Origin of the sequence: Pantoea sp. S61 (assembly GCF_016625145.1) — a bacterium.
Classification (GTDB): Bacteria; Pseudomonadota; Gammaproteobacteria; order Enterobacterales; family Enterobacteriaceae; genus Pantoea; species Pantoea rwandensis_B.
The window spans coordinates 1-14,822 of record NZ_JACVUO010000016.1 but is presented as its reverse complement, the minus strand read 5'-3'; the positions used below and the strand labels follow the sequence as shown (position 1 = coordinate 14,822).

Sequence of the window (14,822 nt, the reverse complement as noted above, 5' to 3'; positions counted from 1 at the left end):
ATTTATTTGCCTCTCTTCTGTCTGGAATCAAACCGTGACCACACTGGAAAATACCATCGGTAATACGCCGTTGATCAGGCTGCAACGCCTGACGCCCGATAACGGCAGTGAAATCTGGTTAAAGCTGGAAGGCAATAATCCGGCCGGTTCGGTAAAAGATCGTGCTGCCTGGTCGATGATTCATCAGGCGGAACAGCGCGGTGACATTCAACCCGGCGATACTCTGATTGAAGCCACCAGTGGGAATACGGGCATCGCCCTGGCGATGATCGCGGCGATGAAAGGCTATAAGTTACGCCTGCTGATGCCCGATAACATGAGCCAGGAGCGGCAGGACGCGATGCGTGCCTACGGCGCGGAATTGATCCTGGTGACGCGCGAACAGGGTATGGAAGGCGCCCGCGATTTAGCGCAAGAGATGGCCGATCGCGGTGAGGGCAGGGTGTTGGATCAGTTCAATAATCCCGACAATCCACTCGGCCACTATCTCACTACCGGCCCGGAAATCTGGCAGCAGACGCAGGGACGCATGACTCACTTTGTCTCCAGTATGGGCACCACGGGCACCATCACCGGCGTAGGACGCTATCTGAAAGAGTTTGCACCCGCCGTGAAAGTCATTGGTTTACAGCCGCAGGAGGGCAGCAGCATTCCGGGCATTCGCCGCTGGCCTGAAGCTTATCTGCCGGGGATTTTCCGTCCTGAGTTAGTGGATGAGGTCATCGATATGGCACAGCTGGAAGCCGAAAAAACCATGCGTGCGCTAGCGCAACGTGAAGGGATTTTCTGCGGCGTGAGTTCCGGTGGTGCTGTGGCAGGCGCGCTGCGCATCGCCACTGCCCATCCCGGCAGCATCGTGGTGGCGATAGTGTGCGATCGCGGTGACCGTTATCTCTCAACCGGCGTGTTCCACTGATCTCCTCTTCCCCGCATTTTATCTGGCCTGCTTGCGCTGTTGTGGTGCGACCGGGCCATTTTTGTCTATAGTCTCCCTGATAATCCTCTGGTGTTGGCACTGTAAGGATCGAGTAAAATCGGCTGCGCTCATTGCCAACTCAGGCCAAAATAGCGGCAATTTTGTACGAGAGATAAAGATGAAAATTCTGCTTGTTGATGACGATGTAGAACTTGGCACCATGCTGAGCCAGTACCTGATTGCGGAAGGTTTTGAAACGCAATTGGTTTTAACCGGAAGCGCCGGGATTGAAGGGGCGCTGTCGGGCAACTATACCGCGATGATTCTCGACATTATGCTGCCGGATATGAGCGGTATTGATGTGCTGCGGCAGGTGCGTCAGAACAGCCGCTTACCGGTGATCATGCTGACGGCGAAAGGCGACAATATCGATCGCGTGATTGGCCTGGAAATGGGTGCGGACGACTATGTGCCAAAACCGTGCTATCCGCGTGAGCTGGTGGCGCGTCTGCGTGCTGTACTGCGTCGTTTTGAAGATCAGGCACCGGTGCAGGACAAAAAAGAAGTACTGCGTTGGGGCGAGTTGAGCCTGAATCCGGCCACACGCATCACCGAATGGCAGGGCAAAGCCTTTGATCTGACGGCGTCTGAATTCAACCTGCTGGATCTGCTGCTGCGTGCGCCCGATCGCGTGGTGTCGAAGGACGAATTGTCAGAGAAAGGGCTGGGTCGCCCGCGTGAAGCTTACGATCGCAGCGTGGATGTGCATATCAGCAACATTCGTCAGAAGCTGGCCGCATTGACCGCCGACAGCATCAACATTGAAACTGTGCGCAGTATTGGTTACCGCATTCGATGAAATACAGCTACCGTGGCCGCATGTTCTGGAAGATATTGCTGGGCTTCTGGATCGTTTTTGTCATCATTAGCCAGATGTTGTGGCTGGGGTTTACGCTCTCCGGCAGTCATCATGAACCGCCAGAGCTGATGGCGATTCGGCGTATTGTGAATTTGCAGATGGCCTCTGCGGTGTCGGTGTTGGAACGTGGTGGTCCCAGTTCATTGGATGACATGATGGCTGACTGGGAGCCCAACGATCGTCAGTTCTTCTCCGTGATTCAACATTCCAGGCCTATGGCTACCCCCAATAATGCGCCGCCCGAGAGCATCAATGAGCCGTTCCATGGGCCTTTCCCCGACGTCATTGTGCGCTGGGTTAAAGGGCAGGACGGTAAAGAGTACGAGCTGCGTTATGACGTGAAGGGGCTGCGAGAAGATAGCTCGATGGGCGGCGGTGGGCCGCGTCGGATTCTGAATATCCCGGAGCCGATGTTTACCTTTGCCGGCGCGCTCGGTCTGCTGTTCAGCCTATTGCTGGCATGGAACCTGACGCGTCCGATGCGGCAGCTGCGTGAAGGTTTTGCGCGAGTCTCCAGTGGTGATTTGTCAGTGCGGCTCTATCCTGTAATGCGCAAGCGCCACGATGAGCTTTCGATTGTGGCGCAGGATTTCGATGCCATGGTGGAGCGTCTTGATACGCTGGTAAAGGCGCGTGAGGAGTTGCTGCACGACATCTCCCACGAACTGCGCTCACCGCTGGCGCGCCTGCAACTGGCGACCGGTCTGGCGCGGCAAACGCCGGAGTCCGTCGAATCCTCCCTGAATCGCATTGATGAAGAAGCGCGCCGTCTCGATAAGATGATTGGCGAGCTGTTAACGCTGTCGCGTGCGGAACACGAAAGTATGCCGGGCGAGCAGTATTTCGATCTCACCGGTCTGCTGCACGCAGTGGTCACGGACGTGCGCTATGAGGCTCAGATTCCGGGGGTAAAAGTCGATTTTCAGGTGGACGAGAACGCCGATTACACCGTGCACGGCAATGCTGAGTTGATTCGTCGTGGTGTGGAAAATGTGCTGCGTAATGCACTGCGTTTCTCGCACAAAGGCCAGCATATCAGCGTGAGGCTACAGGCGGAGAACCAGTGGCTGGCGATTCGCGTGCGCGATCAGGGGCCGGGCGTTGACGAAGAGAAGCTCTCCAGCATCTTCGATCCCTTCGTACGCGTTAATTCGCCACTGATGGGCAAGGGATACGGCTTAGGACTCTCCATCGTGCGTAAGGTGATTCTGGCGCATCACGGTGAGGTACAGGCGGTCAATCGCCCTGAAGGTGGTCTGGAGCTGACCTTGAAGCTGCCGCGCTGGAAACAAGACTGAAGGTTTAAAGCGCTCACAATCTACCCCCGTTCTTGTGAATCCAGAGCAGGGCGCCCATGCAGTACGGTTGGCACAGGCAAGCGCGCAATGCATTGCGACCCATACAACGAAACTGTTCGCACGAAGCCGTACATCTAACACAGTCAAAAAGCAGCACGCACAATGTGGAGTAGGGCAGGACGACCGGGCAGAGGAGCAAAGCGTCCCTCGCCATGGATGGCGAGGGCCGAGGCCCAGGGATGGTTTATGCCGTCTTTGCGATCTGCCCGGTTGTCCTGACCGACCGCACCATCCCTAACGCCACCGCACCATCCCCAACTCCGCCGCACCAGCCCCAGTGCCACAGAACGAGCCCCAACGCCGCCGCACCAGCCCCAACGCCGCCGCACCAGCCCCAGTGCCACAGCACCAGCCCCAACGCCACAGCACCAGCCCCAACTCCGCCGCACCAGCCCCAACACCACAGCACCAGCCCCAACACCACCACACTAGCCCGACGTCACCGCCACGCGTCCCAATTCAACCGATCTAGCACTAACCGCCACCGCACCCTTTGGTTCCAGGCAGCGACACAAACAAAAACGGCACCCAGTGGGTGCCGTTTTTACTATCAAAACGCTGCTTACTTCTTGATACGGATAACCGGGGTTTCGCCCACAGTCACCTGACCGGAGAGTTTGATCAGGTCTTTGATCTCGTCCATGTTCGAGATCACAACCGGCGTCAGCGTAGATTTTGCTTTCTCTTCCAGCAATGGCAGATCAAACTCGATCACCACGTCGCCTTTTTTCACTTTCTGGCCTTCTTCGGCGATGCGTTTAAAGCCTTCACCTTTCAGTTCAACCGTATCGATACCGAAGTGGACGAACAGCTCGATGCCGTTGTCAGATTCGATTGAAAAGGCGTGGTTGGTCTCAAAAATCTTGCCAATGGTACCATCAACCGGTGCAACCATTTTGTTGCCAGTCGGTTTAATGGCGATACCATCACCCACGATTTTCTCAGCAAATACCACATCAGGTACGTCTTCGATATTCACGATTTCGCCTGACAGAGGCGCAACGATATCAATAGTCCCTGACGCGCTCTCTGATTTTTCGCCAAAAAGTTTAGAAAACAAACCCATGATCTTCTCCTAAGCAGTAATTTGGGGCCAGCGTCTCGTGGATCAGCAGAGCGTTTTTTCTTTAATGAACTTGTTCACCAGGTTCATTAAATCTTCCGCTGTGGGTTGAGCCAGAGCCTGCTCCGCCAATGCCTTAGCATCTTCGAAATTAGTATTACGAATAATCTTCTTGATGCTCGGGATTGAAATGGCACTCATGCTGAATTCGTCCAGCCCCATTCCCAGTAACAGTAGTGTAGCACGTTCATCACCAGCCAGCTCACCACACATGCCGGTCCATTTCCCTTCGGCATGTGATGCGTCGATCACTTGCTTGATGAGGCCCAAAACAGATGGCGTCATTGGGTTATAGAGGTGTGAAATCAAATCATTACCACGATCGACCGCCAGAGTATACTGCGTCAGGTCATTTGTCCCAATACTAAAGAAGTCGACTTCTTTCGCCAGATGGCGCGCAATCACCGCTGAAGCCGGTGTTTCCACCATAATGCCCACTTCAATGGTCTCATCAAAGGCTTTGCCTTCTTCGCGCAGCTGGGTTTTCAGCAGCTCCAGTTCGGCCTTCAGTGCACGCACTTCTTCCACCGAAATGATCATCGGGAACATGATGCGCAGTTTGCCGAAGGAAGAGGCACGCAGGATAGCGCGCAGCTGAGCATGCAGAATCTCTTTGCGGTCCATGGCGATACGAATCGCACGCCAGCCGAGGAACGGGTTGTCCTCTTTCGGCAGGTTCATGTACGGCAGGTCTTTATCGCCGCCGATGTCCATGGTACGCACGATAACAGCCTGAGAACCCATGGCTTCCGCCACCGCTTTGTAAGCCTGGAACTGCTCTTCTTCGGTGGGCAGTGAATCACGATCCATAAACAGGAATTCGGTACGATACAGGCCCACGCCTTCCGCACCGTTGCGCTCTGCACCGGCGACATCGCGTACGGTACCAATGTTGGCGCACACTTCCACCTGATGGCCGTCCAGGGTGATGGCGGGCAGATCTTTCAGTTTCGCCAGTTCGTGCTTTTCAGACAGGTATTGCGTCTGAATCGCTTTCAGTTCTTCTTGTTCTGCATCGGTAGGATTAACGTAAATCTTGTTATTCACGCCATCAAGGATCAGGAAGTCACCGTTTTTGATTTGCGTGGTGACATTACCGGTACCGACAATCGCTGGGATCTCCAGAGAACGCGCCATGATGGACGTATGCGAGGTACGGCCACCGATATCGGTGATAAAGCCCAGCACCTTCTTCAGGTTCAGCTGTGCGGTTTCTGAAGGCGTTAAATCTTTCGCCACCAGAATAGATTCTTCTGCGATAGCACCCAGGTCGACAATATGCAGACCGAGGATGTTTTGCAGCAGACGCTTACCGATGTCACGTACGTCAGCCGCACGTTCTTTCAGGTATTCGTCGTCGAGTTCTTCCAACGCCTTGGCCTGGCCATCAATGACAGAGTACGCCGCAGCGTCAGCCGTTGCGTGATCTTTCTTAATCAGGTCGATGATTTCCTGCTCCAGCTCTTCGTCTTCGAGCAGCATGATGTGACCTTCAAAGATCGCCGCTTTCTCTTCACCGAGGGTTTCACCGGCTTTGACACGGATGGCTTCGAGCTGTACTGCCGCTTTGCCACGTCCATCAAGGAAGCGTTGAACTTCTTGCTCAACCTGATCGTCAGTAATTTTTTTACGGCTGATGACGATCTCATCTTCCTTCAGCAGAAGTGCTTTGCCGAAAGCGATACCCGGTGATGCTAAAATGCCTGAAATCATAACCCTACCTTTTAATCACGATGGCTCATTGACCCAATGCGTTGCCACTGTCGCGGAACAGTACTCTAAGGAAGCAATAACGCGGACAGGTTGTCCGCGATCAAGATATTTGCACTCAATGGGGCAAAGGAGTCGGTTTAGTTGCTTGCCTGAGCGGAATTACTCCAGCTCAGCCATCAGTTTCACCAGGTGCTCAACCGCTTGCTGCTCATCTTCACCTTCAGCAGACAGTGTAACAACCGTACCCTGAGTCAGACCCAGAGTCTGCAGTTTGAACAGGCTTTTCGCGCTGGCAGATTTGCCATTAGAGGTCACAGTGATTTCTGACTGGAAAGCCTTAGCTTCTTTAACGAACTGAGCTGCAGGACGGGTATGAAGGCCGTTAGGTGCGGTAATGGTAACTTCTTGCTGGAACATTCTATTTCCCCAACTTTATCAGGTTTGGTGTTATGGATCTAAAGTCTAGCCTGGAGCCGTCACTTTAGCCTGTATAGGTGCGCTGGTATGGCATTAAGCTGACCAAAAAATGCGCTGAATAATGTGTGTCTTTCAGCAGCAGATCAAAAACTGTGCGAAAAGGTCACCTTGCTAAGTATGCCGTGATTCGCCGTTTCGCCAAATCAGTAATTCCATTCAGCTTGATCCACTTCAAAGCCAGATTAATTTCAGGCACCGAAATAATTGGGAGCTTAAATACCAGAGCCGCGTCATTGAAATCAATCTGTCTGGTGATAAAAGTGAGATCTGCGCCACAAAAAAGCACCCATTCGGGTGCTTTTTTCGTCGTTTTCAGACTAAGGCGTTTACTGCTGCAGCTCTTTTTCAGTGAACAGGTCGGCGAATAAAGCGGTACTCAAATAACGCTCGCCAGAGGAGGGCAGAATCACCACGATATTCTTGTTGGCGAATGCCTCATCTTCCTGCAGCTTCAGCGCAGCAGCCACTGCCGCACCTGAAGAGATACCGGCCAGAATGCCTTCTTCTTCCATCAACTGACGCGCAGTGCTGATGGCTTCTTCGTTGGTGATGGCGACAACCCGATCTACCAGTTTCAGGTCAAGGTTGCCGGGGATAAAACCTGCGCCGATGCCTTGAATCTTATGCGGGCCCGGTTTGATCTCTTCACCAGCGATAGCCTGAGCGATGACCGGAGAGTCAGTCGGCTCTACCGCTACGGTAATTAAGTCTTTTTTGCCTTTGGTGTTCTTGATGTAACGGCTTACGCCTGTCAGCGTGCCGCCGGTACCTACACCCGCAATGAACACATCTACTTCACCGTCTGTGTCTTCCCAGATTTCCGGGCCGGTGGTTTTCTCATGGATTTCCGGGTTAGCTGGATTACTGAATTGCTGCAGCAGCACAAATTTATCCGGATCGCCGGCGACGATTTCCTCGGCTTTGGCGATGGCACCTTTCATGCCTTTTGCGCCTTCGGTCAGCACCAGATTCGCGCCCAGTGCTTTCAGCAGCTTGCGACGTTCAACAGACATGGTCTCAGGCATGGTCAGCGTGAGCTTGTAACCACGAGCGGCGGCCACGTAAGCCAGTGCAATGCCAGTGTTACCGCTCGTTGGCTCGACCAGTTCAACGCCTGGCTTCAAAATTCCGCGCTTTTCTGCGTCCCAAATCATATTGGCACCGATACGGCATTTGACGCTGAAGCTCGGGTTACGCGATTCGACCTTCGCCAGGATCCGTCCATTACCGATGCGGTTCAGTCGAACCAGCGGCGTATGACCAATTGTCAGAGAGTTGTCTTCATAGATCTTACTCATAGCTCGTCCTTAACTGTATGAAATATTGGGAACCCTCAGAGCATACCTGTTCTTCCGGTGTGCGGAAGGAAAGAAATCGCATATCTATATAGCCCACAACCATAAGCCTTACGCAAAAATGCATAAGGCTTTTTGAAGCTTTAATGACGCGCATGCTGTAGGCGGTAGCGATCAACCCACATCGCGGTAGCGCCACATACGGCCACCGGCATGATGACCAGGTTCAGAATCGGAATCATGGTGAACAAACTGACCAGCGCGCCAAATTGCATGTTCGCCGTTTTATGCTGACGTAACGCACTGCGCATCTGCTGAAAACTCACTTTGTGGTTATCAAAGGGATAGTCGCAGTACTGCACCGACAGCATCCACGCGCTGAACAGAAACCATAATACCGGTGCCACCGTTTGTCCAAAACCGGGGATAAAGTAAAGCAGCAGCAACACCAATGCGCGTGGTAAATAGTAGCCAAGCTTCTGTAATTCGCGCTTCATGATGCGCGGGATATCTTTAAACATCGCCATCCAACCGCTATCCGGCAGCGGGTGACCGGTGAGGCGGCCTTCCAGCTGCTCGGCCAGCAATCCACAAAAGGGGGCGGCAATCCAGTTCGCAATGGTGGAGAAGAAGTAGCTGAATACCAGCACAATCGATATGACGGAAAGCGGCCACAGCAAATAACTCAGCCACTGCAACCAATCAGGGATGTGCGACATCAAGGCCGGGATCCACTCTCCGAGCCGTTGAAACAGCCAGATAAAGGCGCCTCCTAGCAGAAATATGTTCACCAGCAGAGGAATAATGACGTAACGACGGATGCCAGGCAGACGCACCAGTCTCCAGCCTTCGGCAAAGTAATGAATACCATTTAATGATGAGGGCGATTTCTCAACGGGCATAGCGAGCCTTTCTCCTTTATGTGGCGGCGCAAACATCATAACCTGGCTTTTTGTCGGTGGCAGGCGCACTTTGCGCGAAAAATCAGCAAAAAAGCGTGGGGCAGCTATCTTATTTGTCAGAAAATACTGCACAGACTTGCACTTGTGTAGCTGGGCAAATACAGTTAGAGGATAAAGTTTGCCGTGGTGGCAAGGTATTGGAACAACAGAGAATACAATGATGCAGGATTTGCGTCTGATATTAATCGTTGTTGGCGCGATCGCCATAATAGCGTTGCTACTTCACGGACTGTGGACCAGCCGTAAAGAGCGCTCTTCCGTGTTTCGCGATCGCCCGCACAAACGTCTGAAACAGCGCGAAGAAGCGGATGAAGATCTGCTGAGCGAAGAAGATGATGATGGTGTCGGCGAAGTGCGTGTCCGTCGCAATCGTGACGCGCATGTCGAACCTGAATTCGACGCACCTGTGACTAAGCCTGTCAGCGCGCCACGTGCGCCTGAACCTGCACGTCAGCCATTCCCGCGTCATGAAACCCCATTGATGGGCGATCCGCTGCTGGATGATGAGCCGGAAGTGCGCCAGCCTGCACCTGCGCCACAACCGCCGGTGGTTAAACCTGCGCCGCAGCCACAACCGCAACCTCAATCCGTTCAGGCCGATCCCTTACTGGATAACGAGCCACTTTCTGCCACGCAGCCTGCGCCTGAGTTCCAGGCCGCTGAAGAGCCTGAATACGAAGAAGAAGCGCCGGTCGCACATGATGAACCAAAACAGCCTGCTGCTTCTACCCAGAGAAAAAATGAAGCGGTACTGGTGCTGCATGTTGCTGCTCACGCCGGTGGCGAACTGAACGGTGAAGCTCTGTTGCAGGGTATTCTGCAAGCGGGCTTCCAGTTTGGTGAGATGAATATTTTCCATCGTCACCTGAGTCCAGCGGGCAGCGGTCCTGTGCTGTTCAGTCTGGCGAACATGGTGAAACCGGGGTCATTTAATCCCGACACCATGGGCGATTTCAGCACGCCAGGCATATCCATCTTTATGATGGTGCCGTCTTATGGCGATGCGAACCAAAACTTCAAGCTGATGCTGCAATCTGCCCAGCGTATTGCGGACGATGTCGGCGGGGTTGTGCTGGATGATGAGCGTCGCATGATGACGCCGCAGAAGCTGGAAACCTACAAAGCACGCATTCGCGAGGTTATCGGTTGATAGCTGCGAGCAAAATCAAATATTAACGAAACAACCCCCGCATGTCGGGGGTTTTTTATCGGATAAAACACTATGAAATCGGTTCAGGAGCAGATCACCGCGCTGCGCACCTCGTTACGTCATCATGAGTACCTCTATCACGTGATGGATACGCCGGAAATTCCGGATGCAGAATATGACCGACTGATGCAGCAACTGCGTGAACTGGAAGCGGCACACCCTGATCTCATTACCCCGGATTCGCCGACTCAGCGCGTGGGCGCAGCACCGCTGGCCGCTTTCGAACAAGTTCGCCACGAAGTGCCCATGCTGTCACTCGACAACACTTTCGATGAAGCCGGTTTCCTGGCCTTTAATAAACGCGTGCAGGATCGTCTGAAAAGCAGCGATGATTTGACCTACTGTTGCGAACTGAAGCTGGATGGTCTGGCGGTCAGCCTGTTGTATGAAGATGGGCTGCTGGTGCGTGCGGCGACACGCGGTGATGGCACAACGGGCGAGAATATTACCGCCAACGTGCGCACTATCCATGCCATTCCGCTGCGTCTGCACGGCGACAATATTCCTGCGCGTGTCGAAGTACGTGGTGAAGTCTTTATGACCGAAGCGGGCTTCGAGAAGCTCAATGAGGATGCACGTCGCACCGGCGCGAAAGTGTTTGCCAACCCGCGCAACGCCGCGGCAGGATCGCTACGTCAGCTCGATCCGCGCATTACCGCTAAACGTTCTCTGACTTTCTTCTGTTACGGTTTCGGCCTGCTGGAAGGCGGTGATATGCCCGCCAGTCACTGGCAGCGTCTGCAGCAATTTAAAGCCTGGGGTTTGCCGGTCAGTGACCGTATTCGCCTCGCGCATACGGCGGAAGAGGTGCTGAAGTTTTATCGTCAGGTTGAGCAAGACCGTCCGTCACTTGGATTCGATATTGACGGCGTGGTCATCAAGGTCGATTCGCAGGCGCTGCAGGAACAGTTAGGCTTTGTTGCTCGCGCCCCGCGCTGGGCCGTGGCCTTTAAATTCCCGGCGCAGGAACAGATGACCTTTGTGCGCGATGTTGAGTTTCAGGTGGGGCGTACTGGCGCGATTACGCCCGTCGCGCGTCTGGAACCGGTGCAGGTGGCTGGCGTGGTGGTGAGTAATGCCACCTTGCACAACGCGGATGAAATTGCGCGTCTTGGCCTGCGCATTGGCGACAAAGTGGTGATTCGCCGCGCCGGAGATGTGATTCCGCAGGTGGTCAACGTGGTGGAATCCGAACGTCCGGATAATACCCGTGAAATCGTCTTCCCCAGCCATTGCCCGGTGTGTGGCTCGGATGTCGAGCGCGTGGAAGGCGAAGCCGTTACTCGTTGTACCGGTGGACTGATTTGTGGTGCCCAGCGTAAAGAGGCGCTCAAACATTTCGTTTCCCGACGTGCGATGGATGTCGATGGCATGGGCGACAAAATCATCGATCAGCTGGTTGAAAAAGAGTATGTGCACACGCCTGCCGATCTGTTCCGTCTGACGGCGGGCAAGCTGACGGGGCTGGATCGCATGGGGCCGAAATCGGCACAAAATGTGGTGGATGCGCTGGAAAAAGCCAAGCTCACCACGCTCCCTCGTTTCCTGTATGCCCTTGGCATCCGTGAAGTCGGTGAAGCCACTGCGGCCAATCTGGCCAATCATTTTGGCGATCTTGAGAAGGTGATGAACGCCGATCTGGATGCGCTGATTGCGGTACAGGACGTGGGTAAAGTGGTGGCCGCGCATGTGCGCAACTTCATGGAAGAAGAGAGCAATCGCGAAGTGATCCGCGAGCTCACCGAAGAGGTGGGCGTGCATTGGCCGCAGGTGGAAGTGGTGAATATTGAAGAGATCGACAGTCCGTTTGCTGGCAAGACCGTGGTGCTGACCGGATCGCTGTCACAGATGAACCGCGATGATGCCAAAGAACGTTTAGTCGCGCTGGGCGCGAAAGTGAGCGGCAGCGTGTCGAAGAAAACAGACTTACTGATTGCTGGCGAAGCAGCGGGTTCCAAACTGGCGAAAGCGCAGGAGCTCGGTATACCCGTGATCGACGAAGCGGAAATGATTCGCCTTCTGGGAGCCTAACGTGGACAAACATCAGCTGGTTGAAATCGCCAATACCGCCATGCCATTCGGCAAGTATAAAGGCCGCATGCTGATTGATGTACCAGAAGAGTATCTGCTGTGGTTTGCGCGTAAAAACGAATTTCCGGCAGGGAAGTTGGGCGAGCTGATGCAGCTGACTTTAGCGATCAAAATTGAAGGATTGCAGGGGTTAGTTAAACCACTCAAACGCAGTGAATAACAAAATGGCCCGCCATCGCGGGCCATTTTACTTATGATTTCTGCACTTCAACTTGCTGTTGCGCCAGCCGCTTCTCATTGCCCGCTTTATAGCGTTGAGCGATGAAGGAGCAGACCATCAACTGCACCTGATGGAAGATCATCAGCGGCAGCACGATAATCCCCACGGAGCTGGCCGGGAACAGGATATTGGCCATCGGCACGCCATTGGCGAGACTCTTTTTCGAACCACAGAACAGCACCACGATTTCATCGGCGCGGCTGAAGCCGAACAGACGCGAGGCACCCAGGTTAATCGCCAGCGCGACAAACAGGATCAGCACGCTACCCGCCAGAATCCACAGCAGCGTATCCACACCCACGCGATGCCAGATACCGTTGACCACCGCTTCGCTGAACGCGGAGTAAACCACTAACAGAATTGAGGTCTGGTCGGTTTTACCAATCAGGCTGCGATGTTTCTCTACCCAACCGCCAATCCAGCGACGTGACATATGACCAATCACAAAAGGCACCAGCAGTTGCAGCATGATTTTGCCAATCTGCTCCAGACCGTTGCTCGGCGCATCGCTGTGCACGTTCATCACCAGATTCACCAGCAGCGGTGAGATGAATACGCCGAGCAGGCTGGAAGCAGAAGCGGCACAGACCGCAGCGGCAACGTTACCCCCCGCCATGGAGGTGAACGCAATCGCAGACTGCACGGTGGCAGGCAGAATACACAGGTAAATGAAGCCAGTGTAAATCTCTGGGCCAACGTTCACCGGATGCCACCACACCAGCAGCAAGCCAAGAATCGGGAATACCACGAAGGTGCTGCACATAATCCACAGATGCAAACGCCAGTGGCTGCTGCCGGCTATGATTTTTTCGCGTGACAGCTTAGCGCCGTGCATAAAGAACAGCAGGGCGATGGCGGCAGTGGTCAGGTATTCAAAGAAATCGACAAACCCGCCTTTGGCCGGGATGAAGCTGGCCAACAGCACAGTGATGATGAGTTTGACCATCATCGGGTCGAGTCGTAAAAAGCCCATTGTTACAATCCGGTTAAAATAAAAAAGATGGTGCTGATTGTGCGCCAGCTGGGTTTAGAAATAAAATTGATTTATTGCATTAATCTATGAGCGATATCGATGAATTATACCTTACGTCAGTTACGCACCTTTGTGGCCGTGGCGCAGCAGGGCAGTTTTAGCCAGGCAGGGCAGGCGATTGGGCTCAGCCAGTCGGCGGTCAGCCACAGTATTAAAGAGCTGGAAGCGGAGATGGGCGTGCGTTTGCTGGACCGCACCACGCGCGAAGTGATGCTGACGGAAGCAGGGCATCAGCTGGCATCGCGCCTGGAGCGTTTGCTGGAGGAGTTAAACACCACGCTGCTGGATGTGCGCAGTTACGGCGAGCAGCGCAGTGGCACCGTGCGTGTTGCCGCCAGCCAGACACCTTCGGCGAATCTGATGCCGCAATGTCTGGCGAGTAGCCAGCAACGTTATCCGGATATTCGCGTCATTCTGCACGATCGCGCACAGCAATCCGTACTACAAAGCGTTCGCAATGCGGAAGTCGATTTTGGCATTGTCATCGGGCCGTTAGGAGATGCCGATCTGGATTACGAAGCGATTTTGCAGGAGCCGTTTTTACTGTTGTGCCATGCGGATGATGAACTGGCCCGGATTGAGCAAGCGGAGTGGACGATGCTGGCGGGGCGCAACCTGGTTTTGCAGGATTATGCTTCAGGAAGCCGTCTGCTGGTGGATGCAGCGCTGCAGCAGTTATCGATTCAGGTGCAGGTAGTACAGGAAATTGGCCATCCCGCCACGTTGTTCCCGATGGTGGAAGCAGGGATTGGCATCAGCATTTTACCTGCTCTGGCGTTACCGCTGCCGGCGGGGCGGAAACTGACGGTGCGACGCCTCTATCCGGAAATTCATCGAAATCTCATGCTGATCAAACGCAAAAACCGTTCCCTGACGCCAGCCGCGGAAGCGATTTGGCAGGAGGTGCGCCAACAAGCAGGCTTGCTGGCGCAACAACGTGCTCTCAAACCGGCGTTTTAAACGTAAACGTTGATTTGATTGGTGTCAGTTGGACGGTTGATGCCATCGGCTTTTTGAGCGCTGGTGGCACTTTCCGTGGTGGGTTGCTGGGCTTCCTGCTTCTGCTGTGCCTTTTCAGCTGCCTGCTGCTCAATTTGTGCAATTTGAGCTTCAACCATCTGAATTTGTGACTCCAGCATCTGCTCCTGTTCAGATTTTTGCTCATCTGTCAGGGTATCGTCGTTGGAAAGATCTTTGACTTGCTGGGTCAGGCTTTGAATCTGTTTATTCAGGCTGGCAATTTGTGATGTTGAACCGCCACCACTGCTCGCCGTACTGATACTGCTAACACTTGAGATAGTCGACATGGTTTTCTCCTTGCAATAGACCATTATCGTTATCGGCAAGGGGATAAAACGGCTTGAGCACACAAAGCGTTAAGTGTTTGCAAAGGTTTTGTGAGGTTAGGCAAATCGCAGATAGCAAAAAGGCGCCTTTAGGGCGCCTTTCTACATTGGTGGGTCGTGCAGGATTCGAACCTGCGACCAATTGATTAAAAGTCAACT

At 53.8% G+C, this 14,822-nt stretch carries 16 protein-coding genes; 7 read left to right on the top strand and 9 right to left on the bottom strand.

Annotated elements, in window-relative coordinates; all coding sequences use genetic code 11:
- Positions 1-34 precede the first annotated feature (34 nt).
- The 3 genes from cysM (at position 35) to IAE30_RS23105 (ending at position 3,133) form a co-directional block, all read left to right on the top strand.
- Positions 35-916, top strand: a complete 882-nt coding sequence (gene cysM / locus IAE30_RS23115; RefSeq protein WP_200538130.1) for a cysteine synthase CysM — start codon at positions 35-37, stop codon at positions 914-916.
- Between the two features lie 178 nt (positions 917-1,094).
- The gene (locus tag IAE30_RS23110; protein ID WP_038645567.1) at positions 1,095-1,775 is read left to right on the top strand and encodes a response regulator transcription factor; all 681 of its coding nucleotides are present in this window, start codon (positions 1,095-1,097) and stop codon (positions 1,773-1,775) included.
- Positions 1,772-3,133 carry an ATP-binding protein gene (locus IAE30_RS23105; RefSeq protein WP_200538131.1) on the top strand — a complete coding sequence of 454 codons (1,362 nt, stop codon included), beginning with the start codon at positions 1,772-1,774 and terminating at the stop codon, positions 3,131-3,133. Before IAE30_RS23110 ends, IAE30_RS23105 begins: the two co-directional genes overlap by 4 nt.
- Before the next feature lie 143 nt (positions 3,134-3,276).
- Here IAE30_RS23105 and IAE30_RS23100 read toward each other — a convergent pair whose 3' ends face one another.
- The 6 genes from IAE30_RS23100 to cysZ all read right to left on the bottom strand — a co-directional run bounded on the left by IAE30_RS23100 (position 3,277) and on the right by cysZ (position 8,703).
- Positions 3,277-3,594, bottom strand: coding sequence for a hypothetical protein (locus IAE30_RS23100; protein WP_200681081.1), 318 nt, complete (start codon positions 3,592-3,594; stop codon positions 3,277-3,279).
- 161 nt (positions 3,595-3,755) lie between these two features.
- Positions 3,756-4,259, bottom strand: a complete 504-nt coding sequence (crr, locus tag IAE30_RS23095; protein WP_034825872.1) for a PTS glucose transporter subunit IIA — start codon at positions 4,257-4,259, stop codon at positions 3,756-3,758.
- A gap of 42 nt (positions 4,260-4,301) precedes the next feature.
- Positions 4,302-6,029 (bottom strand): phosphoenolpyruvate-protein phosphotransferase PtsI, encoded by a 1,728-nt coding sequence (gene ptsI / locus IAE30_RS23090; protein ID WP_034825874.1) that lies wholly within the window; start codon positions 6,027-6,029, stop codon positions 4,302-4,304.
- 159 nt (positions 6,030-6,188) lie between these two features.
- Positions 6,189-6,446 (bottom strand): phosphocarrier protein Hpr, encoded by a 258-nt coding sequence (gene ptsH / locus IAE30_RS23085; protein WP_007889063.1) that lies wholly within the window; start codon positions 6,444-6,446, stop codon positions 6,189-6,191.
- Positions 6,447-6,832: 386 nt separating this feature from the next.
- Entirely contained in the window at positions 6,833-7,804 is a 972-nt protein-coding gene (gene cysK / locus IAE30_RS23080) for a cysteine synthase A (protein ID WP_038645575.1), read from the bottom strand.
- Between the two features lie 140 nt (positions 7,805-7,944).
- Positions 7,945-8,703, bottom strand: coding sequence for a sulfate transporter CysZ (cysZ, locus tag IAE30_RS23075; protein WP_200538133.1), 759 nt, complete (start codon positions 8,701-8,703; stop codon positions 7,945-7,947).
- Positions 8,704-8,920: 217 nt separating this feature from the next.
- Here cysZ and zipA point away from each other — a divergent pair, with 217 nt between their 5' ends.
- The 3 genes from zipA (at position 8,921) to IAE30_RS23060 (ending at position 12,224) form a co-directional block, all read left to right on the top strand.
- Complete coding sequence (gene zipA / locus IAE30_RS23070; protein ID WP_038645580.1) at positions 8,921-9,913, top strand: cell division protein ZipA; 993 nt, start codon at positions 8,921-8,923, stop codon at positions 9,911-9,913.
- A 72-nt stretch (positions 9,914-9,985) separates the two neighbouring features.
- Positions 9,986-12,004 carry an NAD-dependent DNA ligase LigA gene (gene ligA / locus IAE30_RS23065; protein WP_038645581.1) on the top strand — a complete coding sequence of 673 codons (2,019 nt, stop codon included), beginning with the start codon at positions 9,986-9,988 and terminating at the stop codon, positions 12,002-12,004.
- Position 12,005: 1 nt separating this feature from the next.
- Positions 12,006-12,224, top strand: coding sequence for a DUF3820 family protein (locus IAE30_RS23060; RefSeq protein ID WP_038645584.1), 219 nt, complete (start codon positions 12,006-12,008; stop codon positions 12,222-12,224).
- Positions 12,225-12,255: 31 nt separating this feature from the next.
- On the opposite strand, the gene IAE30_RS23055 is transcribed toward IAE30_RS23060, so the two are convergent.
- A complete protein-coding gene (locus tag IAE30_RS23055) occupies positions 12,256-13,257 on the bottom strand; it encodes a bile acid:sodium symporter family protein (RefSeq protein ID WP_034825889.1) in 1,002 nt (333 codons plus the stop codon).
- Between the two features lie 99 nt (positions 13,258-13,356).
- On the opposite strand from IAE30_RS23055, the gene IAE30_RS23050 reads away from it, so the two are divergent.
- Positions 13,357-14,277 (top strand): LysR family transcriptional regulator, encoded by a 921-nt coding sequence (locus IAE30_RS23050; protein WP_200681080.1) that lies wholly within the window; start codon positions 13,357-13,359, stop codon positions 14,275-14,277.
- On the opposite strand, the gene IAE30_RS23045 is transcribed toward IAE30_RS23050, so the two are convergent.
- Positions 14,274-14,624 (bottom strand): FlxA-like family protein, encoded by a 351-nt coding sequence (locus IAE30_RS23045; RefSeq protein WP_034825893.1) that lies wholly within the window; start codon positions 14,622-14,624, stop codon positions 14,274-14,276. The two genes, IAE30_RS23050 and IAE30_RS23045, sit on opposite strands and share 4 nt — an antisense overlap.
- A partial coding sequence (locus IAE30_RS30135; protein WP_234472848.1) for a hypothetical protein occupies positions 14,602-14,822 on the bottom strand: 221 nt, incomplete at its 5' end. The genes IAE30_RS23045 and IAE30_RS30135, both read right to left, overlap by 23 nt.